This is a genomic window from Leifsonia sp. NPDC014704 (genome assembly GCF_043083605.1).
GTDB lineage: Bacteria > Actinomycetota > Actinomycetes > Actinomycetales > Microbacteriaceae > Leifsonia.
The window spans coordinates 87464-108500 of the sequence record NZ_JBIBYW010000003.1 but is presented as its reverse complement, the minus strand read 5'-3'; the positions used below and the strand labels follow the sequence as shown (position 1 = coordinate 108500).

The window sequence follows — 21037 nt, the reverse complement described above, 5'->3', positions numbered from 1 at the left end:
CCTTCACCGTCGCCCCAACCGACGGGGCGGGAAACATCTACTTGGAGGTCGCCTCCGGGGTGACCATGTTCGTTCTCGCCGGCCGTTACTTCGAGAAGCGTTCCAAGCGGCAAGCCGGAGCCGCATTGCGTGCCCTGCTGGATCTCGGAGCGAAGGACGTCGGGGTGATCCGCGACGGGCACGAGGTCCGGGTGCCGATCGACTCGGTCAAGGTCGGCGACGAGTTCGTTGTGCGACCCGGAGAAAAGGTGGCAACAGACGGTGTCGTCATCGAAGGCGCCAGCGCCATCGACATGTCCTTGCTGACCGGTGAATCTGTTCCAGTCGAGGTGACCGAGGGCGACCCAGTGACGGGTGCGACGGTCAACGCCGGCGGCCGGCTGCTGGTGCGAGCCACCCGGGTCGGAGCCGACACGCAGCTCGCCCAGATGGCCCGACTGGTGGAGGATGCACAATCCGGCAAGGCCGACGTGCAGCGCCTCGCCGACCGGATCTCCGGCGTGTTTGTGCCGATCGTCCTCGGCATCGCCCTGCTGACCCTTGCCGGCTGGTTGCTGACCGGCCATCCCGCGGCCGCGGCGTTCACGGCGGCCGTGGCCGTGCTGATCATCGCCTGCCCGTGCGCGCTGGGTCTCGCGACCCCGACCGCCCTGCTCGTGGGCACCGGTCGCGGTGCCCAGTTGGGCATCCTGATCAAGGGACCGGAGGTGCTGGAATCCACCCGAACAGTGGACACCATCGTCTTGGACAAGACCGGGACCGTCACCACCGGCAAGATGTCGCTGGTCGATGTGATCACCACCGCTGAGGTGAGCGAGGACGAGCTGCTGCGCCTGGCCGGCACGGTCGAGAACGCGTCCGAACACCCGATCGCTCAGGCCATCGCCCGCGCTGCCATTGACCGGGTCGGCCCACTCCCCACACCCGACTCCTTCAGCAACATCGAGGGCCGAGGAGTGCAAGGCACCGTCGGGAAGCACCTAGTGCTGGTTGGACGAGATTCACTGCTTCACGACTGGTCACTCCCCCTCCCCCCTGCCCTGGCGCAGGCCAAGACCGCTGCCGAAGCGGCCGGGCAAACGGTGGTCTGCGTCGCCTGGGACGGCGCCGCTCGAGGCCTGCTGGTCGTCGCGGATGCGATCAAGCCGACCAGCGCCGAAGCCGTCGCAGCGTTCAAACAGCTCGGGCTCACCCCCATCCTGCTCACCGGTGACAACACCGTCGTCGCCCGCCAGGTTGCCCAACAGGCCGGCATTGACCAGGTGATCGCCGAGGTTCTGCCCAAGGACAAGGCCGAGATCATCGCCGGCCTCCAGGCCGACGGAAAGATCGTCGCCATGGTGGGTGACGGGGTGAACGATGCCGCCGCCCTCGCCACGGCCGACCTCGGTTTGGCGATGGGGACCGGAACGGACGTCGCCATCGAGGCCGCCGACATCACCTTGGTGCGCGGGGATCTACGCGCCGCAGCCGACGCCGTCCGCCTCGCCCGCCGCACCCTGGCCACCATCAAGGGCAACCTGTTCTGGGCCTTCGCCTACAACGTCGCCGCTCTCCCGCTGGCAGCCTTCGGCTTGCTGAACCCGATGATCGCCGGAGCGGCGATGGCGTTCTCCAGCGTGTTCGTGGTCAGCAACAGCCTGCGTCTGCGCGGCTTCCGCGCACGGATCAGCGCACCCACACCGACCACCGCCCGATCCCGGACCCTTCAATCCGCCTAACCACCGACAGAAACAGAAAAGGACGACCTCGATGAGCGACAGCTGCTGCAGCACCGACTCCGCCCACCAGAACACCACCATGCCAGCAGGGGCAACAAACCTGCTCGGCACCGGCACCGGCACCGACGACCTCACCGAATGCGTGGTGATGAAGGGTGCCACCGTCAGCAAGGCCAAAGCGGAAGCCGCCGGCCTGTTCCGCGACCACAACGGGCAGCGGTACTGGTTCTGTTGCGCCGGCTGCGCCCCGAAGTTTGACGCCAACCCGGCCGCCTACGTGGCGGCATAACACGCGACCTGCCTGCCAGGCGCACCGAATACCCCGTATCGGAAGGTCAGCATCATGAGCGACCAGTACTCGCATGACCACGGACACACCGCAAGCACCCACACACACCCCGATCACACAACCGACGAGCACGCCGGCGCGCTACCCGCTGATAGCCACGCCGGGCACGACATGTCCGGCCACGCCGGCATGTCCGGGCACGACGGGATGTCCGGTAACGCCGGGCACGGCGGAATGTCCGGGCACGCGGGACATGGGGATCACGTCGGCCAGTTCCGTCGGCTGTTTTGGATCATGCTGGTGCTAGCCATCCCGGTTGTCGCCTTCTCCGGCATGTTCGCGATGATCCTGGGGTACTCGCTGCCGGACGCCGCCTGGGTGGCCTGGGTCTCCCCGCTTCTGGGAACCGTGATGTACGTGTGGGGCGGCCGCCCCTTCCTCACCGGTGCCGTCAGTGAGCTCCGCTCGCTGAAGCCCGGCATGATGCTGCTGATCGCCCTGGCAATCACCGTCGCCTTCCTCGCCTCCTGGGGGGCGAGCCTGGGGATCCTGGACCACGAACTGGATTTCTGGTGGGAACTGGCGCTGCTGATCGTGATCATGCTGCTGGGGCACTGGATCGAAATGCGGTCGCTGGCGCAAACCACCTCCGCCCTGGATTCACTGGCAGCACTGCTGCCGGATGAAGCCGAACGGGTCGAAGGGGAGACCACCGTCTCGGTGGCCCCGTCCGAGCTGCAGGTGGGCGACGTCGTCGTCGTCCGGCCGGGCGGACGCATCCCGGCCGATGGCCGCATCGTGTCGGGCTCGGCGAGCATGGACGAGTCGATGATCACCGGCGAATCCCGCACCGTCCGCCGCGACAGGAGCGACCCGGTGATCGCCGGGACCGTTGCCACCGATTCTGGCCTCCGCGTGGAGATCACCGCCGTCGGCGAGGACACCGCCTTGGCCGGCATCCAACGGTTGGTCGCTGACGCCCAGAACTCCTCCTCCCGGGCGCAACGCATCGCCGACACGGCGGCGGCGTGGTTGTTCTGGTTCGCTCTCGGATCGGCGGTCATCACCGCGCTCGTGTGGACCATGATCGGCCTGCCGGATGACGCGGTCGTCAGAACAATCACCGTGTTGGTCATCGCCTGCCCGCACGCCCTCGGTCTGGCCATCCCGCTGGTCGTCTCCATCGCCACCGAACGCGCCGCCCGCGGTGGCGTGCTGGTCAAAGATCGGCTGGCGTTGGAGAGCATGCGCACCGTGGACACGGTGCTGTTCGATAAGACCGGGACCCTCACCAAGGGTGAGCCCACCGTCACCGCCATCGAAACCACCCGTGAGAGCGAGGACACGGTTCTTGCGCTGGCAGCATCCGCGGAATCCGACTCCGAGCACCCGTTGGCGCGCGCCATCGTCAACGCCGCCACAGCCCGCCACCTGACGATCAGCCCGGCGACCGGTTTCGAATCCTCCCCCGCGGTCGGGGTGTCTGCGACCGTCGACGGACACAACATCCAAGTCGGCGGGCCGAACCTGCTGGAGCAAGCCGGGACAGCCGAGCTCCCCGTCGCCGATCAGTGGCGACAGGATGGGGCGATCATCCTGCACGTAGTGGTCGATGGGGAAGTCGCTGGCGCGTTCAAACTCGCCGATGAGATCCGTCAAGAATCCCGGCAGGCCGTCGACGCGCTGCACCGGCAGAACGTGCACGTTGTCATGATCACCGGCGACGCGGACGCTGTGGCCAAGTCGGTGGCCGGGGAACTTGGCATCGACCGGTACTTCGCCGGTGTGCGCCCGGAGGACAAGTCCGCGAAAGTGAAGGAACTGCAAGCCGAAGGCCGCAAGGTGGCCATGGTCGGCGACGGCGTCAACGACGCGCCCGCGTTGGCGCAAGCAGATGTCGGAATCGCCATCGGCGCCGGCACTGATGTTGCCATCGCCTCCGCCGGCGTCATCCTGGCCAGCGACGACCCCCGATCGGTGCTCTCGGTCATCGAGCTCTCGAGAGCCAGCTACCGGAAGATGAAGCAGAACCTGTGGTGGGCCGCCGGGTACAACCTGATCTCCGTCCCGCTGGCCGCCGGAGTGCTCGCCCCCATCGGGTTCGTACTGCCCATGTCCGTCGGTGCGATCCTGATGTCGCTGTCCACGATCGTCGTAGCGTTGAACGCTCAGCTGCTTCGCCGCCTGGACTTGCGCCCCGAAACCAGCGCACGAGCGGCGCAACAACCGCAGGCCAGCCGGCCCGCACCCAAACTCACCACCCGAACCTGACAGATGGAACCCAAAATGAACGACACAACCCTCACGGAACACCCGCACGAACACGGGTACATCACCGACAAGGACAGCTACCGGCGTCGCCTGAGCCGCATCGAGGGGCAAGCCCGCGGGATCGCCCGGATGGTCGATGAGGAGCAGTACTGCATCGACATCCTCACCCAGATCTCCGCACTCACCTCCGCCCTGAAAAGCGTTGCCGTGAACCTGGTCGATGACCACCTCAAGCACTGCGTCACCGACGCCGTGCTGCTCGGCGGCGACGAAGGGGCAGCGAAGATCAAGGAAGCCAGCGACGCCATCGCACGACTGGTGAAGTCCTAACCAGAAAACACCCCCTGGGTGTATCCAGCAGGCCGCGCTACCCTAGGCGGGGTTCCCGGAAAATTGAGGTCGGAGGTGTCGTGGTCAGCAACAGCATCCGCCTGCCACGACTGGCTCCGCTGCAGCGCGTAGTCATGCTCCTGCTCGCCGTCACCGGCACCCTTATCGGCCTCCTGGCGATGCACACCTTGACCACGGTCACCGGCGACCACACCAGCCACCATGCAACCGCCATCAACGTCGACGGCGCTCCCGCGACCCTCGTCGACCACCACGCGATGAGCGATTCGGGTATGACTGGCGGCGCCGTCATGACCGACACCAACACCTCCAACGATGCCCACGGGGTTGGCGACTGCAACGGCATGTGCGAGCCCGGACACACCATGGCCAACATGGCCTGCCTGCTCGCGCTGCTGATCCTCACCCTCATCCTGACCCTGCGCGTAATCACAACACGGTCCGGCAACGCGCTGCACCGATTGATCGCCGCGCTCACCGCAACACTCCCGGCAGTTCTGGCACCGCCTGCTCCACCGTCTCTACACGTTCTCTCGATCAGCCGAACCTGATTGCTCCCGCCCCGGGCTTGCCCGGGCAACCGCCGACCCGTCCAACGGTCGGGCCGGGAACAATCCTTTTCAAGCAAGAGAGAAGCATTCGCTATGAAGCTGAAGACGATAGCGCTCGCCTCGGGCGTCCTCGCGACCGCATTGGTCCTCGCCGGCTGCTCCGGCACCCCGAGCGGCGGGCACTCTGGCATGGAGATGGGAGGCTCGTCGACCACCGCAACCACTGCCAGCGGGCACAACGACGCCGACATTTCGTTTGCGCAGAACATGGTCATGCACCACAAGCAGGCCATCGAAATGTCCGACATGGTGCTGGGCAAAACCGGCGTCAACGCCAGGGTCACCGACCTCGCCCAAAAGATCAAGGACGCCCAGCAGCCCGAAATCGACACGATGAACGGATGGCTGCAGTCGTGGGGTGGGTCCGGCAGCATGTCCGGCCACGACATGGGCGGAATGATGTCCGACTCGGACATGGCAGCCCTGAAAGACGCCTCCGGCGCCGACGCAGGAAAACTCTTCCTCACCCAGATGGTGCAGCACCACCAGGGCGCCATCAACATGGCGAACCAGGAAGTAAAGACGGGAAAGAACACGGACGCTGTGGCCCTGGCGAAGAAGATCGTCACCGATCAGACCGCCGAAATCGCCACCATGCAGAGCCTGCTGGCCAGCCTCTAGTCCGTCCCACCCACGCGGGTGTCGTCGCGACCCCACAGTCCCCCCTGCAGCGGCGGCACCCGCCCTATCCTCTGCGCCGTGCGCGCACGGAATTGAGCCATGGCCAATACGTCATACTCCCTCCCCGACCCGCGACGGCGGGACCTGCGAGCCAAGCAGACACGACGGGCCCGAGCAGTGCGCAGCGAGCGGCCGCGGCCGCGCTCCTCCACCGCCCATATCAGGCGATTCAGGCTGCGGTCCCTGCTGGCCGGAACCGCCGCCGCCTTACTCGTGGCGCCGTTCGCGATTCCGGCATTTGCTGACACCGGCGAACCCGACGCCGTCCCCGTCATTCGAACACTGGAAGGGGCGCAGACCGTCACCATCGACGCTGGTGCGAGCATCGGCGCGATCGCCCGCGAGCAGTTCTCGGTGACCACGCCACCGCCGCCCAAACCCGTCCTGCCTTCCGCGCCCCGCGGGTACACGTCGACCGCCGAGACGTTCACCAACAATCCGGACTCCGCCGTGCAATGGCCCTTTACTCAAGGCGTCCCCATCAGCGACGGTTTCGGGTACCGGAACGCCCCCTGCGCGGGTTGTTCCTCGCTCCATCAGGGTCTCGATATGAATCCTGGCGCCGGCACACCGATCCAGATCATCGCCGACGGCGTCGTTGCCGAAGTCGGCAATCCCAGCGGGGAGCTCGGCGTGTACGCGATCGTCGACCACGCCATCGACGGCCAAAGGGTCAGCAGCCTCTACGCACACATGCTCTCCGGCTCACTGCGGGTACAGGTCGGCGACCAGGTGAAGGTCACCGACATCGTCGGCCAGGTCGGCAACACCGGCATGAGCACCGGCGCGCATCTCCATTTCGGCATTCTCATCGACGGCGTCGCCGTCGACCCCTTCCCCTTCATGAAAGCAAAGGTCGGTTCGTGAAAGCCACAACCCGAAAGCAAACCCTCAGCTCCGCGCTCACTATCGCAACACTCTTAGCGCTCACCGGCTGCTCCCAAGCTCCCGCTACCGCGTCGATGTCGGCGCTCGAGCATGTACACGGGTTAGGCGTGGACCCTGGCTCCGGCGACCTGCTCGCCGCCACTCATCAAGGGGTCTGGAGGGTGCAAGCCTCCGGCTTAGGCGCCGGCTTCTCAACCCGCCCAACCGCTCGGATCGGGGAAGGCACCCAAGACACCATGGGGTTCACGATCATCGCCCCCGGCCGAATGCTCGCTTCCGGCCATCCCGACCCGGTGAACAACCCTGAGGGCGACCCGGGCAACCTGGGGCTCATCGAAAGCACCGACGCCGCTCATAGTTGGAAACCTGTTTCGCTGAGAGGCGAAGCCGACTTCCACGACCTCACGGCTGCACCGTTGCCCGACAACGCACAGCGAATCTACGGATACTCAGGCGGCACGATCCGGGTAAGTGACGACAGCGGTCACACCTGGCGAGATGGAGCGACGCTTGCGTTGCCCCGGCTGGCCGTTGACCCAACCGACGCAGCCACCGTCTATGCCACCACGGAGACGGGACTGAAGATCAGCCACGACGCTGGCTTCACATTCGCCCCGGTCGCGGACGCGCCGCCCCTGTTCCTCCTGGAAGCAACATCGGATAGCGCTAACCGGATGTGGGTGTGGACACACAAAACGCCCACCTGGGTCCTCGGAGACGACAATCGCTGGCAAAAACGCGAGGAATTTGTCTCCCTACCCGAATCGATCTGAAGCAAGGAATCTTCATGAATCACATTCCGGCTAAACCTCCCACAGAAGCGCCGTTGCACATTCTCCGCCTGCCCGCCGGCGCCGAGGCTCACGTAGTGCGCGGAAGCAGTGGGCCAGAGTCGCAGCACCTCGCTGAGGTCTGCCAGGCCGAATCGGCGGCGAGTCTCCTGGTCGCTATGACCGATGCGGGGGAAGCGTGATGCCCGCCTACCGTCTCAGCTCTCGCCTCCTCCTGCCCATCGCAGCCATGGCCGCGGCGACGGCGCTCGTCCTGACCGGCTGCACCGCGAACGACAGCCTGGCCACCCAGTACCGCTCCGGAAACGGGCAGAACTACATCGCCGGCGACGGCACGGTGAGCGAGTACGCCGCCGCCAACCGGGGAGCGCCCGTCTCGTTCACCGGCACGCTGCAGGACGGCAGCACCGTCAGCTCGGCGAAGTACGCCGGTAAGGTCCTCGTCGTGAACTTCTGGTACGCCGGCTGCCCGCCCTGCCGAGTGGAGGCTCCGATGCTCCAGTCGCTCAGTCAGAAGTACGCGGACCGGGGTGTCGCCTTCCTCGGGGTGAACCTCTACGACTCCGCGCAGACAGCGGCGAGCTTCGAGAAGGACAAGGGCGTCACGTACCCGTCGGTGCTCGACCGCGACAGCGGTTCGGTCCTCCTCGCGTTCAGCAAGACAGTGCCGCCGAAGGCCACGCCAACGACCCTCGTCGTGGACAAGAAGGGCCGCGTCGCCGCGCGCATCCTGGGCGCCATCCCGGACAAGAGCATCCTGGATTCCCTGATCTCCGACGCCGTGGATGAGCACTGAGGTGGGCGACGTCGGTCAGATCGTCTTCAGCGGCCAGCTCCTGGTGGCGCTGCCGATCGCGCTCCTCGCGGGGCTCGTCGCATTCGCGTCCCCGTGCGTGCTGCCGCTGGTGCCCGGCTACCTGGCGTATGTTGGGAGTTTCAGCGACCCGGGGGTCAAGCGGGACCGATCGCGGCTGCTGATCGGCGTTGCCCTGTTCGTCCTCGGGTTCGGCATTGTGTTCATCGCCTACGGGGCCGCCTTCGGGGCTCTCGGCTTCTGGCTGGTGCGCTGGCAGGATGTGGTGGTTCGGATCCTCGGCGCGTTCGTGATCGTGATGGGGCTCGTCTTCATCGGGCAGTTCTCCTTCCTCCAGCGCACCATCAAGCCGTCCTGGCGTCCGGCCACCGGGCTGATCGGTGCACCCGTGCTCGGCATCGTGTTCGGGCTGGGATGGACGCCGTGCATCGGCCCGACCCTCGCAGCCATCAGCGCCCTCAGTGTGGGCAGCGGTTCGCCCTGGCGCGGAGCCCTGCTCGGCCTGTTCTACTGCATCGGCCTCGGCATCCCGTTCCTCCTGGTCGCCCTCGGCTTCGACAGGGTGGCGGGATCCGTCGCTTTCCTGAAGAAACACATTCACGCGATCAATATCATTGGCGGCGGGCTCCTGGTTCTCATCGGCATCCTGATGGTGACCGGTCTGTGGAGCGAGCTCATGTCACAGTTCTTGGCGGTGATCCAAGGTTTTGAGCCGCCCCTCTGATCACATCGATTGGGCCCCGCCGGAGGACCCAGACGCCACGGCCGAAGCTGCGCACGGCCGCCGGGCCGACGCACCACCAGGTACTTCATCCCCGACAACCCGCCGCTTGCCTGCCTCATCGGGCCTGGCCTGGCCCTGATCTAACGACTTAGGCTTGAATCGTGACCGAAAATCTGGCTCAACTGTCGACCGTGTTCCTGTACACGGCGATGGGGCTCTATGCGGCGGCGTTCATCGCTTTCGCGCTCGATCTCGCCCGGCGCGGCGCTCGAGCGACCGCAGTGGAGGCTGCCGTCGTGCCGAGTGCGGTGGCACGACGTGCGGAGGCCGCCGCTCCGGTGGGAGCACCGGCGACCACGGTGACCGGCGGCAGCAGCACTGCGACGCCACCCCCGCCCTCCTCTGCGCTCGGCAGGCTCTCCTCGCGCATCAGCACGCGCGTCGAAGACGATGTGATGAACGGCGCAGGAGGCGGAGCGTCCCTGAAGTGGGCGTTCACTCTGACGATCATCGGCTTCGCGTTCCACCTGGTCGCCGACGTGTTGCGCGGTTTCGCGGCCGCCCGGGTGCCCTGGGCGAACATGTGGGAATTCTCGATGACGGGGACTCTCGTCATCATCGGGGTCTTCCTCATCGCCAACCTGAAATGGCCGATCACCTACGTTGGCACCTTCGTCCTCGGACTGGTTTTGGTGCTGCAAGGCATCGCGCTCCTGCGGTACTACGTGCCGGTCGTGCCCTTGCAGCCGGCGCTGCAGTCGTACTGGCTGGTCATCCACATCATCGTGGCCGTGCTGGGCACGGCGTTCTTCGCCCTCGGGTTCGCACTGTCGGGTCTGCAACTGCTGCAGTACCGGCGGGAGCGGCAGGTGGCGGAGTCGCGCCCTCAGCAGTTCCGGTTCCTGGCGACCCTGCCGAGCTCGGGCGCTTTGGAGAACCTGGCGTATCGGATCAATATCGTCGGCTTCATCGCGTGGACCTTCACGTTGATCGCGGGAGCCATCTGGGCAGCAAGGGCGTGGGGCCGGTACTGGGGGTGGGACACCAAGGAGGTCTGGACCTTCATCATCTGGGTGATCTACGCCGGCTACATCCACGCCCGCGCGACCCGCGGTTGGCGCGGATCCCGTTCGGCCTGGCTGGCGATCATCGGCTTCGCCGCGGTGCTGTTCAACTTCGGCATCGTGAACGTCTTCTTCAAAGGCCTGCACACGTACAGCGGTCTATAGCGGATGCCTTGAACCTTTAGCTGCATCGGTTGAAGCGAGCCGTACAATCAATCCCCGAACAGTTCACCGAGCCAGCCGCCACGCCGCTTGCCAGCGGGGGCATCACCTCTACCGTGATAGCGGCCGGAGCTGTCGGAGCTGCCCCAGTCCCGATCAGCGGGACCGGATGGGGATGACACACCCGGTTCTGATCGCTCGACGATCTTGTCCAACTCTCCCCGATCCAACCACACGCCTCGACACGCTGGGCAGTAATCGATTTCGATCCCTGAGCGTTCCGAAAGGAGAAGAGTCTCTCCGTCAACTGGGCACTTCATGAACCACCATTTTCTGGAGTTAGCTCCGGGATCCAGCTTCCCCGGGTGACGGACGGACGGATCAGGTAGAGCAGCGGTACTCACCTGTGCTGTGCCCGGTGAAGCTACGGTAGCGCAGAGCGAATCGTTCAGCAAAGGATGTATAGTCAGCGTGTGCTGACTATTGCTTCGCGTCTTGATGTCATGAACCGGTTGGGGAGGGCGATGGCTGATCCCACTCGATCGAGGATCCTAATGACGCTCCTGGACCGACCTTCGTACCCCACTGAGCTGGCGCGAGAACTCGACCTTACACGCTCCAACGTTTCAAACCATCTGACGTGTCTGCGCGATTGCGGAATCGTGGTGGCTGAGCCGGAGGGCCGTCAAACGCGTTATGAGATCGCCGATCCTCACCTGGGCCGAGCTCTTGCGTCTCTCATTGACGTGACGCTGGCTGTTGATGAAAACGCGCCGTGCCTCGATCCTGGCTGCTCGACTTGCCACGACGTGGGAATGGAGGAGCAAGCATAATGTCGGTCGCAGGGTCACGGGTCGATGACGTGGACTCCTTCGAGGAGGAGGACGAGGGCGACGGCCCTTGGTGGAGGGACCGAGAAGTCCTCATCCCTATCAGTTCCGGGGCCGCCTTCTTGGCCGGCCTGATCCTCCAATGGACGGGCTTTGAGCTAGCGTCCCTGGTGCTGTTTTGGATCGCGCTGTTGTTGGGTGCCGCAACGTTTGTCCCGGGCGCACTCCGAAAGCTGTTCGGCAAAGGCAGGCTGGGAATCGGCCTTTTGATGAGCATCAGCGCCACGGGTGCAGTAATCCTCGGCTTTGTTGAAGAAGCTGCTGCGCTTGCTTTTTTGTACTCGATCGCTGAAGCGCTCGAGGACAAAGCAATGGACCGTGCACGGGCGGGTTTGCGTGCCTTGCTAAGGCTTGTCCCAGAAACAGCGACGCTGCGCGAAGGGGAACTCATTCGCGAAGTCTCTGCTCGCGAATTGGCGGTCGGCGACTTGTTGCTAGTGCGTCCCGGAGACCGGGTCGCCACAGACGGTGTCGTACGGTCGGGCCGAAGCGCCTTGGATACCTCGGCGATCACGGGGGAGTCGATTCCGGTGGAAGTCTCGGCTGGCGACACGATTTCAGCCGGGTCGATCAACACCTCCGGGGTCTTGGAGGTGGAGGTGAGCGCCGCCGGCACGGATAACTCTTTGACCACAATCGTCCACCTGGTGGAGCAGGCTCAGGCCGATAAAGGGGCGCGGGCTCGACTGGCCGATCGGATCGCCAAGCCGCTTGTTCCCGGCGTGATGATCCTTGCCGTTCTAATCGGGGTCATCGGTTCCTTGTTCGGTGATCCAGAGGTGTGGGTTACCCGGGCCTTAGTGGTGCTGGTTGCTGCGTCACCGTGCGCCCTGGCTATTGCGGTCCCTGTGACGGTTGTGTCGGCGATCGGCGCTGCCAGCAAGTTTGGAGTGGTGATCAAGTCCGGAGCCACCTTCGAACGGTTCGGTGGGGTGCGCCGGTTCGCTGTGGACAAGACGGGAACCCTCACACGCAACCAGCCGACAATCGCACAAGTCATCACGGTCCCTGGAACGGAGCCGGCCGACCTGCTGAGAAGGGCGGCAAGTGTTGAGATGCATAGTAAGCACCCACTTGCGGCCGCCATTGCCGCCAGCCATCCAGACGCGCCCGAAGCTGTCGATGTAACTGAAACAGCCGGACACGGCGTGACGGGTGTCGTGGACGGGATCACAGTATCCATCGGCAGTCCCCGCTGGCTTCCGCCGGGAAAGATGGACCAGGAGGTCAGCGATCTCGAGGGCCAGGGCATGACCGTCGTGATCATTTACTTTGACAATCAGTTCGCTGGAGCGATCGGGGTCCGCGATGAACTGCGTCCGGAAGTGCCAGAGGTGATCGAGTCTCTCCGTGAGCGAGGAGTTGAGGTCACGATGCTGACCGGGGATAACGAAAGGACCGCGCACGCGCTCGCAGCGCAAGCACGGATTCAGGACGTCCGCGCTGAGCTTCGACCCGAAGACAAGGCGGCAGCCGTGGCGACGATGAGCCGCGTCGCTCCAACCGCAATGATCGGCGATGGCATCAATGACGCCCCGGCCCTGGCCGGCGCGGACGTTGGAATCGCGATGGGCGCCACCGGCTCGGATGCCGCCATCGAATCGGCCGACATTGCTTTCACCGGCCATGACCTACGACTCATCCCCCTCGCGCTAGACCATGCACGACGAGGCAGGGCCATCATCAATCAAAACATCCTGCTGTCGTTGCTGATCATCGCCGTGCTGTTGCCGCTGGCGGCATTCGGGATACTTGGGTTGGCGGCGGTCGTACTCGTCCACGAAGTGGCCGAGGTTATCGTCATCCTCAATGGGCTACGGGCCGCCCGCTCGCGGCGACCGCGGTTGGAACCATGATGCGGCGGAAGCGAGGGCCCGCTGCATGACGCAACCAGCACACGCACCTCGACGCTCGCGCGTGGACGTTGTTTCCGGTCGTGCCCGATGGTTGTTGGTTCTCATCACCTTTGTGCTCGGAGCATTAGTGGTAGCCCTGGATCAGTCAACCAAGGAACTTGCGGAAGTGATGCTTACGCCAGGCAACCGGACCCCTCTGATCGGCGATCTCTTCGGCCTACAGCTGACATACAACCCGGGCGGAGCCTTTTCTTTGGGCGCAGGTGCCACCTGGATATTCACCATCGTCTCTGTGATTGCAGCCATTGCCGCGGTCGTCCTAGCGATACGTGTCCGGCGTGCCCGGTGGGCAGTCGTGATCGGCGTTGTCGGAGGCGCCGCAACCTCTCACGCCGCGGATAGGTTATTTCGCTCACCGGGGTTCGGGCGCGGTTACGTTGTGGATTTCCTCGCCTATGGCAACTGGTTCATCGGCAATATCGCTGACATCTGCATCGTCGTGGGCTTGGTCGTCGCGGCCCTGTTCGCGCTCACGAGCACCCGGAACAACGGTAAGGGTCCGCGTGATGCCGCCGACTCGGTGTGAATTGATCCCAATGCTGATCAAGAGAAAGGTACCTGGATGTGAGTGAGACGGCTAAGGAATCCAACGCGGTACTGCCCGCTCGCACCGCAGCAATCCGGATCTCACTAGCACTACTTGCGGCGACACCTGCAGTTGCCGTTCGGCTCACCGGCATGTCCTTGGCCCCGGCTGTTGCCGTGATTGTGTTCGGTGTGGGAGTTCTAGCATCAGTAGCGCTCCTGATGTGGGCGGCAGAAGCGGTTCGCGCAGACATCTCCGGCAGCCTCGCTCTTGCCCTGTTATCGGTTGTTGCAATCTTGCCGGAATACGCCGTGGACATCTTCTTCGCCTACCGCTCCGGTAGTGACCCCGCCTACGCCGCCTACGCCACCGCCAACATGACCGGCGCAAATCGTTTGCTGATCGGTGTCGCCTGGCCGATCCTGACCTTTGTTGCAATTTGGGCCATCCGCCGCCGCCGCCCCACCTCCGAATACAAAGGATGGTTCCGCAGCGGAATACAACTCGACAAGCAGCGGCGAATCGAACTGTGGTTCCTCGGCGCCGCCACCCTGTACGCCCTGATCATCCCCCTAACCGGGCGACTGGCGTGGTATGACACCCTTGTTTTGGGTGCGCTCTTTGCGGGGTATCTGTGGCGGATCCGAGGAAACACCGATTCAGAAGAAGAACTCACCGGAGTCGCCGCTACCGTCGCAGCGCAGCCGCCGCTGCGCCGGCGCCTCCTGGTTGCCGGCCTATTTGTGGCAGCAGCCATCGTAATCCTCAGCGCTGCAGAACCGTTCGGACAAGCCCTCGTGGAAGCCGGCAGCCAACTAGGGGTAGACCGATTTCTCCTCGTTCAGTGGCTGGCACCAATCGCGTCCGAATCCCCCGAAGTCCTCGTTGCCATAACCTTCGCGCTTCGCAACCGCGCCAATGACGGCATGACAGCCCTCCTGGCCGCGAAACTCAACCAATGGACCCTGCTCATCGCCTGCCTCCCCATCGCTTACTACCTCGGTGGCGGCGCAGCGGCAGGATTGCCGCTTGATGCACGCCAAACAGAAGAACTCGTTCTGACCACTGCACAAACCATCCTTGGAATTGCAGTCCTGGTAAACCTGAGACTGACCGGCGGAAAAGCGCTTCTCCTACTTGGCTTGTTCACCGCACAATTCGTCCTCCCAGACGAGCACGCACGCTATGCCATGTCGGTCGTTTACGTCCTCGTGGCAGTGGCCTTCCTCCTTGTACACCGTCACGACGTGCCCCCCCTCCTCCGTGCCGGAGTCCGTCCGCGCCCAGGGTCGCGCAAAGCGGAGGACAATTAGAGGTCGCCGGCACTGATCCGATGCTGGCACCTCTCACAAGCCGCCACCTCTACCACGGGTAGGTGCGATGAGTCACTACGACGAATCCTTTTGCTTCGCGAGGCTCCCATCATTGACTCGTACATCGCGACAAAACAGAGGCCAGCGATTCTGATGATGCTGAAACCATCCGCTCGGCGTCCCCGATATCAGGGTTCAAGTAGTACAAACCGAGCTACCGCCGTGGGGCTCCTAGACGCTGGCTCTCGGATCACCGGCGCTGACGTTGGCACGTCGCGGAAAGTCGATTTCACAGCCCTCAGTTCGCCGAGTACACACTCGACGTCACCAGCGACTGACGCTAAAAGCGGCATTGGGCCATGCGGGCGTCATCCATCCCCGCCTATTCGGATAAGTCTTGGTGAGTGACGCGCGCGTTACTCACCAAGTCGCTGCATAAGGTGGACGGGTGCCACGAGTCTTCCGCGTGATCGGCCCCGCCGCGCTGCTGCTGACGGCTGCGGTGGCGATGATGGCCGCCCTCGCGTTCGGCGGCGGAGCGTCCGCTCCGCTCCTGGCCGATCCGGGCGCGCTGGTGCGCTGGGGTCTCCCGGCCGCGACGCTGGTGGTCAATCTCAGCCTGGCCGGCACGGTCGGTGCACTGGTGCTGGCGTGCTTCGCGTTCAGCCCCGACCGTGACGAGTACGGCACTGCGCTCGACTTCGCGGCTGGGAGCGCTGCGGTCATGACGGTCGCCTCCGCCGCGACCGGACTGTTCACCTTCGTCAGCGTCTCGAACGTGCCGTGGTCGTTCGACGCCACGTTCAGCAACGGGCTGAGCTCGTTCATCACCAGCGTCTCGCTCGGCCAGGCATGGCTGGGCATCACCCTGATCGCCGCGGCGGTCACCGTGCTGTGCTTCGCGGTTCGCAACCAGACGGCGATCGTGTTCGTCACTCTGCTGGCGATGGCGACCGTCGTCCCGATGGCGCAGCAGGGTCACAGTGCCGAGGCGGCCGGGCACGATGCCGCGGTGACGTCGTTCGGCCTGCACGTGCTGTTCGCCGCGATCTGGCTCGGCGGTCTGGTGACGCTGATCGTTGTCAAGCACACCTTCGGCAAGGGAAGGCTGCTCACGGTCTTGGAGCGCTACTCCACGGTCGCTCTCATCTGCTTCATCGTCGTGGCCGCCTCCGGCTATGTGAATGCGGAGCTGCGCGTGGGCACGCTCGCCGAGCTGGCGACGCCGTACGGCATCCTCGTGCTCGTCAAGGTGGCTGCGCTGGTGGCGCTCGGCCTGTTCGGCCTGACGCAGCGCCGCTACCTGATCGGCCGGCTGAAGACGACGGGCGAGACGCGCAGCTTCTGGTGGATCGTCGTGGCGGAGCTTGCCTTCATGGGCATCGCCTCGGGTGTGGCCGCGGCGCTCGCCCGCACCGTCACGCCGGCCCCCGAGACGCGCGCTGCCACTCCGACGCCCGCCGAGATCCTGACCGGCGAGAAGCTGCCGCCCGCGCTCTCGTTCGAGCGGCTGTTCACTTCGTGGAACTTCGATCTGCTGTGGGTGCTCGCCTGCGCGTTCGCCCTCTTCTTCTACTTCGCCGCCGTGTGGCGGCTGCGGCGACGCGGCGACAAATGGCCCATCTACCGCACGATCCTGTGGACGCTGGGCATCGTCCTGCTCTTCTACATCACCAACGGCGGCGTCAACGTCTACGAGAAGTACCTCTTCTCGGCGCACATGTCGGCCCACATGGTGCTGACGATGGGCGTCCCGCTGCTGCTCGTACCCGGTGCGCCGATCACGCTTGCCGCACGCGCCATCCGCAAGCGTCGTGACGGGTCACGCGGCGGCCGGGAATGGCTGCTGCTGGCCGTCCACTCCCGCTTCGCCGCGGTCATCTCCAACCCGATCGTCGCGGCGATCCTCTTCGCCGGCTCGCTGTGGGTCTTCTACTACACGCCCGTGATCCGCTGGGCGACCACCGACCACATCGGGCACGAGTGGATGATCGTCCACTTCCTCATCACGGGGTACCTGTTCGTGCAGTCGCTGATCGGCATCGACCCGGTCAAGTACCGGCTGGCGTACCCGTTCCGGCTGCTCCTGCTACTGCTCACCATGGCGTTCCACGCCTTCTTCGGCCTGTCGATCATGCAGATGCACGGTCTGCTCCTCGCCGACTGGTTCGGCGCGATGGGCCGCACCTGGGGCGACTCGCCGCTGGTCGACCAGCAGGCGGGCGGCGGCATCGCGTGGAGCATCGGCGAGATCCCGACGGTCATCCTGGCGATCGTGGTCGCCATCCAATGGAGCCGCAGCGACGAGCGCGAGACGAAGCGGCAGGACCGCAACGCCGACCGGACGGGAGACGCCGAACTGAACGCCTACAACGAGCGAGTCGCTGCGCTCGCACGGCGCAACCCCTAGCGCTTCGCCCGCCCTATTCCCAAGCGCGGGGAGGAAAGAATCGCCAACGGGCTCGCTGCAGCATGCACCGCACTCATCCTCGGCGGCGCTTCCACTTACGCTCATGGCCGAGTCCTGCTACCGGTCGCACGCGTTCACTGCCGCGCTCGGCGCAAGCGTCCAACACCAATTCACCCGCCCATACCGGCCGCAGACTAACGGCAAGGTCGAGCGATTCAACCGCACCCTCGCCACCGAATGGGCCTACGCCGCCGCCTACCTCAGCGACGAAGCCAGAGCAGCCACCTACGACATCTGGCTCCATCACTACAATCACCACCGACCCCACACGGGAATCGGAGGCCAAGTCCCCTCAGCCCGCGTTCACAACCTCGGGGAACTACAACTAGCGATCGATAGCTAGTGCTGTTGGCGATTGCCTTATGTTGGTCGCTTCGAGCGTGTCGCTTCAGCGGCCCAGTTGACGCTCGCGCTGCTGCCCCTGGCCAGTGGATACACGTCGCGCTCTTGCCGCACGCTTTGGGGCGGTGGAGACCGCCTCGCGCGGGTGTCGGGCCTGGTCTGCGGCTGCGGTGAGGCGGGCGTCGATCACGGCAGGGTTGACCTTGCCTTCGAGCGATGCGGCGAGCTGCGCGCGACGCTCGGCGCTGTCGAAAGCGTCGGCGGCGTTCCCGCGGTCGACGTCCGCGCGTGCGGTGAGGTCGTCTGCTGCGTCACGGTTGCTCTCCGCGTCCGCGCGCACCTGGTCGACGTCGCCGGCGTCGCCGTTGAGGATGCGCTGATCCTGCTCGTTCGCCTCACGCGTGCGTTCCTCGGCTGCGCGATCCATGGTCTCTGCTGCAGCGAGGAACGCGCCCGCTTCGACCACATCGACGGCGCTCTCGCCGCGCTGTGCAGCTGCGTCCGCTCGAGCACGCTCCGCCTGGGCGATCGCCTCACGCACCGCGGCGGGATCCGCGTCGAGGTTGCGAACGTCGAGGCCATAACGCTCCTGCAACTCCTGGGCGATGCGCTCCCCTGCACGGTCGGCCTCCGGGTCGATGCCGTGCCAGGCGGTCACCATCTCGTGCACGCCTGCGATCTGCTCGACGCTCGCGGTGACCCACCAGCTGCGCTCGTAGACCGGAGCCAGTTCGGCACGGGCGGCGGCCCGCTCGGCGTCGAAACGCACCTGAAGCTCGCGGTTCTGCTGCTCGGTCTGCGCCTGCCGGGTGCGGGCGAGTTCTTCGCGCAGCCGAGCCAGTCGGGCGCCCATCTGCGCCGCGACCGTGAGCGCGATCCGCAGCTGCCCGTCGAGGGCGTCTGCGATGCCGTCGTTGTCCTCAGCCATGATCTGCCACCTTCCGTTTTATCTTCCGATGCCGCGGTCTTGATCTGGTCCCGTCGCGGGCTTGTAGAGCTTTGCGGGTTCGACCTTTGTCGGTAGCGGCGACCCAGGCCGCGGTGCGCTCAAGCCCGTCTGCGCGATCCGCACAGACTCGGGGGCGCGCTCGTCGACGTCAGTCGCCGGCCCCGTCTGTCCCTTCCGCGGAACCTCCGGAAGCCGGGATGCGACCGTGGCCATCTGCGTGTTCAGGGTGCGCGAGATCTGCGCCGCGCGGGCCTCGTCACCGATAGCCTTGTGCATGTCGATGATCGCCACGGTGAGCCGTGCCAACTGCCGCATCAGGATCGCCTCGGCCATCGTCCCTTGACCCTGGCTCGCGGCCTGCATCAGCAGCATGGCGGCGCCGCCCGCGCTGCCCATGCTGACCTTCTTCGGCTTCGACGTGTGCGCCTTGATCTGCGCCGATCGTGCCAGCTCACGGGAGGTTTCAGCGAGCGGTCCGGGCGTAGTCTCCACACGCTGCGACCACGCGGCGAACGCTCCGGCCGCGTCACGCGCGACGTGCGCCCACGCGGCCCGGTCCTCGACCGGGATGCTACGCAGTTGCTCGCGCAGCTGGCGCACCTCTTTCGAATACTGCTGCCACATCGCCGGTGCCGGTTCGTGCTCTTCACGGCCCGGCGCGACCGGCCGGTACTGCCACGGATTGCGGCTGGTCGCCTTCCACTCGTCGACCGCACTCTGCGCCGACAGCGGACTGTCAGGCCACCCCTCGCGCAGCCGCGGAAGCGTCAGATCACGTGCCAGCCGGCCCCCTCCGTACCAAACCGGAGCGGTGCCGTGCTTGGTGCGCACCGCCACCGAATAGCCGGCCACCACGTCATCGCGGCCCGCCGCGAAACGGGGCCGAATGAGGACACCGGCCCGGCGCACGCGACGCACGAACTCTCCCTCATCCAGCGACGCGGCCGCCGCCGCACGGACGGCCCGCTCGAGCCGATGCGCGTCGACCTCGACCGCGCCAGTGCGTCGTGCTCGTTCCTGTTCGGCGGGCTTGATGCCCCGCTCCCCCAGTCCGTGCTCGCGGCTGCTGAGCTGCTTCAGCCCGTACTCGCGCTCGAGGTCGCGGCAGGTGTCCTGCGCCTTCTTGAAGTCGTTGTGGGTGCTCGCCTTGGTGCCGTCCTCGCGCACCAAAGAGACCGCGATGTGAATGTGGTCATTGCCGTTGGTCGACAGACCGTGACGCACGGCCACCCACCGACACTCGGCCTTGCCGCTGGCCTCGGTGAATCCCATCCGGTCCACGAAGTCTTGCGCGATCGCGCCCCACTTCTCGTCGCTCAGCTGGCCCTCGTCGGCTCGGAGTGACAGGGAGCAGTGCCACACATCCGCGGGCGTCGTGGCAGTTCTCAGGGCGATTCCGGTATCGCTTCCGTGGGCGTTTTTCATACGGAAATTGCTACCCATCTCACAGTCTGTGCGAGTAGCCTGGCGATATGACCACCACAACGACGCAGAAGCCAGGAATGCGCGCGTACGACGACGCGGTACGTTCAACCTTCCCTGAGCTGGTGACCAAGCTCCGCGACATCATCGGCGTGCGACTGGTGGCCTACATCGGCAACGTCAAGTCGACGAAGCCCGTGGCAGAGTGGGCGGTCGGCCCGCGGGAGCCCGGCGAGACCGACCGCGACCGCCTGTTCGTCGCCTACCAGATCGCCGCTTTGCTTCGCGAGCGGAACGAGGCCGTCACGGTCCAGTCCTGGTTCAAGGGCATGAACCCTGCCCTCAATGACGCCTCTCCGGCGCGAGTGCTGCGCGAGGGCGACCCGAACGAGGTCGGCCCGGAGGTGATGGCGGCCGCCAAGGCGTTCGCCTTCATCGGATGATGGGGCTGGCGATCGCGGAGGTCTCCGAGCAAGTCTGGCGGGTGGGTTACCGCCCCGACCCTTGGGCATGGGCTGACTGGCGCTACGCGAACGACGCAGGCCGGTTCAACGGCCGCTGGGACGATCAACTGGCCGAGCTATTCCGGACGCTCTACACCGGCGAGAGCTTGCTAGCCTGCCTGCTGGAAGTGCTCGCACAGTTCCGGCCCGAGCCGCAGACGGACGCCGAACTCGACGAGATCGAGGACGAGGCCGGTGAAGTGGAGCTCTATCCGGACGCCCCCTCCGGCACCGTCGGTTACGGGTGGCTCGAGGAGCGCTTCGGGGGCAAGGCAGACCAGACCGGCCGGTACTGCTCCGTCACTCACAGCGAGAGCCTTGCGGCGATCCAAGCCAATT

At 65.4% G+C, this 21037-nt stretch carries 21 protein-coding genes and 1 pseudogene; 19 read left to right on the top strand and 3 right to left on the bottom strand.

Features of this window, described 5'->3' with window-relative positions; genetic code table 11:
• From ACF1AJ_RS19605 to ccsB, 11 genes are all read left to right on the top strand, one after another.
• A partial coding sequence (locus ACF1AJ_RS19605; RefSeq protein WP_391508816.1) for a copper-translocating P-type ATPase occupies nt 1–1721 on the top strand: 1721 nt, incomplete at its 5' end.
• A 31-nt stretch (nt 1722–1752) separates the two neighbouring features.
• Nucleotides 1753–2010: a hypothetical protein gene (locus ACF1AJ_RS19600; protein WP_391508815.1), complete on the top strand. Its 258-nt coding sequence runs from the start codon at nt 1753–1755 to the stop codon at nt 2008–2010.
• A 54-nt stretch (nt 2011–2064) separates the two neighbouring features.
• Nucleotides 2065–4281: a heavy metal translocating P-type ATPase gene (locus ACF1AJ_RS19595; RefSeq protein ID WP_391508814.1), complete on the top strand. Its 2217-nt coding sequence runs from the start codon at nt 2065–2067 to the stop codon at nt 4279–4281.
• A gap of 15 nt (nt 4282–4296) precedes the next feature.
• Entirely contained in the window at nt 4297–4611 is a 315-nt protein-coding gene (locus tag ACF1AJ_RS19590) for a metal-sensitive transcriptional regulator (protein ID WP_301220672.1), read from the top strand.
• An 80-nt stretch (nt 4612–4691) separates the two neighbouring features.
• The gene (locus ACF1AJ_RS19585) at nt 4692–5183 is read left to right on the top strand and encodes a DUF6153 family protein (RefSeq protein WP_301220671.1); all 492 of its coding nucleotides are present in this window, start codon (nt 4692–4694) and stop codon (nt 5181–5183) included.
• A gap of 93 nt (nt 5184–5276) precedes the next feature.
• Complete coding sequence (locus ACF1AJ_RS19580; protein WP_301220670.1) at nt 5277–5864, top strand: DUF305 domain-containing protein; 588 nt, start codon at nt 5277–5279, stop codon at nt 5862–5864.
• Between the two features lie 177 nt (nt 5865–6041).
• Entirely contained in the window at nt 6042–6791 is a 750-nt protein-coding gene (locus ACF1AJ_RS19575; RefSeq protein WP_301220669.1) for a M23 family metallopeptidase, read from the top strand.
• 95 nt (nt 6792–6886) lie between these two features.
• Nucleotides 6887–7585, top strand: a complete 699-nt coding sequence (locus tag ACF1AJ_RS19570) for a F510_1955 family glycosylhydrolase (RefSeq protein ID WP_363324718.1) — start codon at nt 6887–6889, stop codon at nt 7583–7585.
• 199 nt (nt 7586–7784) lie between these two features.
• Nucleotides 7785–8399: a TlpA disulfide reductase family protein gene (locus ACF1AJ_RS19565; protein WP_301220667.1), complete on the top strand. Its 615-nt coding sequence runs from the start codon at nt 7785–7787 to the stop codon at nt 8397–8399.
• Nucleotides 8389–9141: a cytochrome c biogenesis CcdA family protein gene (locus ACF1AJ_RS19560; RefSeq protein WP_391508813.1), complete on the top strand. Its 753-nt coding sequence runs from the start codon at nt 8389–8391 to the stop codon at nt 9139–9141. The genes ACF1AJ_RS19565 and ACF1AJ_RS19560 overlap by 11 nt, the downstream gene beginning before the upstream one ends.
• 161 nt (nt 9142–9302) lie before the next feature.
• On the top strand, nt 9303–10370 hold the full coding sequence (ccsB, locus tag ACF1AJ_RS19555) for a c-type cytochrome biogenesis protein CcsB (protein WP_301220665.1): 1068 nt from the start codon (nt 9303–9305) through the stop codon (nt 10368–10370).
• 47 nt (nt 10371–10417) lie between these two features.
• Here the strand turns inward: ccsB and ACF1AJ_RS19550 are convergent, their stop codons facing one another.
• Nucleotides 10418–10687 carry a zf-TFIIB domain-containing protein gene (locus tag ACF1AJ_RS19550; RefSeq protein WP_301220664.1) on the bottom strand — a complete coding sequence of 90 codons (270 nt, stop codon included), beginning with the start codon at nt 10685–10687 and terminating at the stop codon, nt 10418–10420.
• A gap of 153 nt (nt 10688–10840) precedes the next feature.
• Here ACF1AJ_RS19550 and ACF1AJ_RS19545 point away from each other — a divergent pair, with 153 nt between their 5' ends.
• The 6 genes and pseudogenes from ACF1AJ_RS19545 to ACF1AJ_RS19520 form a co-directional block, all read left to right on the top strand.
• The gene (locus tag ACF1AJ_RS19545; protein WP_301220663.1) at nt 10841–11200 is read left to right on the top strand and encodes a helix-turn-helix transcriptional regulator; all 360 of its coding nucleotides are present in this window, start codon (nt 10841–10843) and stop codon (nt 11198–11200) included.
• On the top strand, nt 11200–13113 hold the full coding sequence (locus tag ACF1AJ_RS19540; protein WP_301220662.1) for a cation-translocating P-type ATPase: 1914 nt from the start codon (nt 11200–11202) through the stop codon (nt 13111–13113). Before ACF1AJ_RS19545 ends, ACF1AJ_RS19540 begins: the two co-directional genes overlap by 1 nt.
• Before the next feature lie 25 nt (nt 13114–13138).
• Entirely contained in the window at nt 13139–13699 is a 561-nt protein-coding gene (locus ACF1AJ_RS19535) for a signal peptidase II (RefSeq protein WP_301220661.1), read from the top strand.
• 38 nt (nt 13700–13737) lie between these two features.
• Complete coding sequence (locus ACF1AJ_RS19530) at nt 13738–15012, top strand: sodium:proton exchanger (protein ID WP_391508812.1); 1275 nt, start codon at nt 13738–13740, stop codon at nt 15010–15012.
• Between the two features lie 508 nt (nt 15013–15520).
• Nucleotides 15521–17422, top strand: coding sequence for a cytochrome c oxidase assembly protein (locus tag ACF1AJ_RS19525; RefSeq protein WP_301220746.1), 1902 nt, complete (start codon nt 15521–15523; stop codon nt 17420–17422).
• A 112-nt stretch (nt 17423–17534) separates the two neighbouring features.
• A pseudogene (locus ACF1AJ_RS19520) lies at nt 17535–17825 on the top strand (integrase core domain-containing protein); the annotation flags it as partial.
• Nucleotides 17826–17870: 45 nt separating this feature from the next.
• On the opposite strand, the gene ACF1AJ_RS19515 reads toward ACF1AJ_RS19520, so the two are convergent.
• Entirely contained in the window at nt 17871–18752 is an 882-nt protein-coding gene (locus ACF1AJ_RS19515; RefSeq protein ID WP_301220659.1) for a hypothetical protein, read from the bottom strand.
• A gap of 18 nt (nt 18753–18770) precedes the next feature.
• Nucleotides 18771–20216, bottom strand: a complete 1446-nt coding sequence (locus ACF1AJ_RS19510) for a relaxase/mobilization nuclease domain-containing protein (protein ID WP_391508811.1) — start codon at nt 20214–20216, stop codon at nt 18771–18773.
• A gap of 29 nt (nt 20217–20245) precedes the next feature.
• Here ACF1AJ_RS19510 and ACF1AJ_RS19505 point away from each other — a divergent pair, with 29 nt between their 5' ends.
• Nucleotides 20246–20638 (top strand): hypothetical protein, encoded by a 393-nt coding sequence (locus ACF1AJ_RS19505; protein WP_301220657.1) that lies wholly within the window; start codon nt 20246–20248, stop codon nt 20636–20638.
• On the top strand, nt 20638–21037 hold a 400-nt coding region (locus ACF1AJ_RS19500), incomplete at its 3' end, for an RES family NAD+ phosphorylase (protein ID WP_391508810.1). The genes ACF1AJ_RS19505 and ACF1AJ_RS19500, both read left to right, overlap by 1 nt.

Bases quoted from the DNA above. Each gene is read 5' to 3' on its own strand.
- ACF1AJ_RS19560 (WP_391508813.1), top strand. From the start codon at position 8,389: ATGAGCACTGAGGTGGGCGACGTCGGTCAGATCGTCTTCAGCGGCCAG.
- ACF1AJ_RS19535 (WP_301220661.1), top strand. From the start codon at position 13,139: ATGACGCAACCAGCACACGCACCTCGACGCTCGCGCGTGGACGTTGTT.
- ACF1AJ_RS19505 (WP_301220657.1), top strand. From the start codon at position 20,246: ATGACCACCACAACGACGCAGAAGCCAGGAATGCGCGCGTACGACGAC.
- ACF1AJ_RS19510 (WP_391508811.1), bottom strand. From the start codon at position 20,216: ATGGGTAGCAATTTCCGTATGAAAAACGCCCACGGAAGCGATACCGGA.
- ACF1AJ_RS19600 (WP_391508815.1), top strand. From the start codon at position 1,753: ATGAGCGACAGCTGCTGCAGCACCGACTCCGCCCACCAGAACACCACC.
- ACF1AJ_RS19565 (WP_301220667.1), top strand. From the start codon at position 7,785: ATGCCCGCCTACCGTCTCAGCTCTCGCCTCCTCCTGCCCATCGCAGCC.
- ACF1AJ_RS19580 (WP_301220670.1), top strand. From the start codon at position 5,277: ATGAAGCTGAAGACGATAGCGCTCGCCTCGGGCGTCCTCGCGACCGCA.
- ACF1AJ_RS19540 (WP_301220662.1), top strand. From the start codon at position 11,200: ATGTCGGTCGCAGGGTCACGGGTCGATGACGTGGACTCCTTCGAGGAG.
- ACF1AJ_RS19570 (WP_363324718.1), top strand. From the start codon at position 6,887: ATGTCGGCGCTCGAGCATGTACACGGGTTAGGCGTGGACCCTGGCTCC.
- ACF1AJ_RS19595 (WP_391508814.1), top strand. From the start codon at position 2,065: ATGAGCGACCAGTACTCGCATGACCACGGACACACCGCAAGCACCCAC.
- ACF1AJ_RS19550 (WP_301220664.1), bottom strand. From the start codon at position 10,687: ATGAAGTGCCCAGTTGACGGAGAGACTCTTCTCCTTTCGGAACGCTCA.
- ACF1AJ_RS19515 (WP_301220659.1), bottom strand. From the start codon at position 18,752: ATGGCTGAGGACAACGACGGCATCGCAGACGCCCTCGACGGGCAGCTG.
- ACF1AJ_RS19525 (WP_301220746.1), top strand. From the start codon at position 15,521: ATGATGGCCGCCCTCGCGTTCGGCGGCGGAGCGTCCGCTCCGCTCCTG.
- ACF1AJ_RS19590 (WP_301220672.1), top strand. From the start codon at position 4,297: ATGAACGACACAACCCTCACGGAACACCCGCACGAACACGGGTACATC.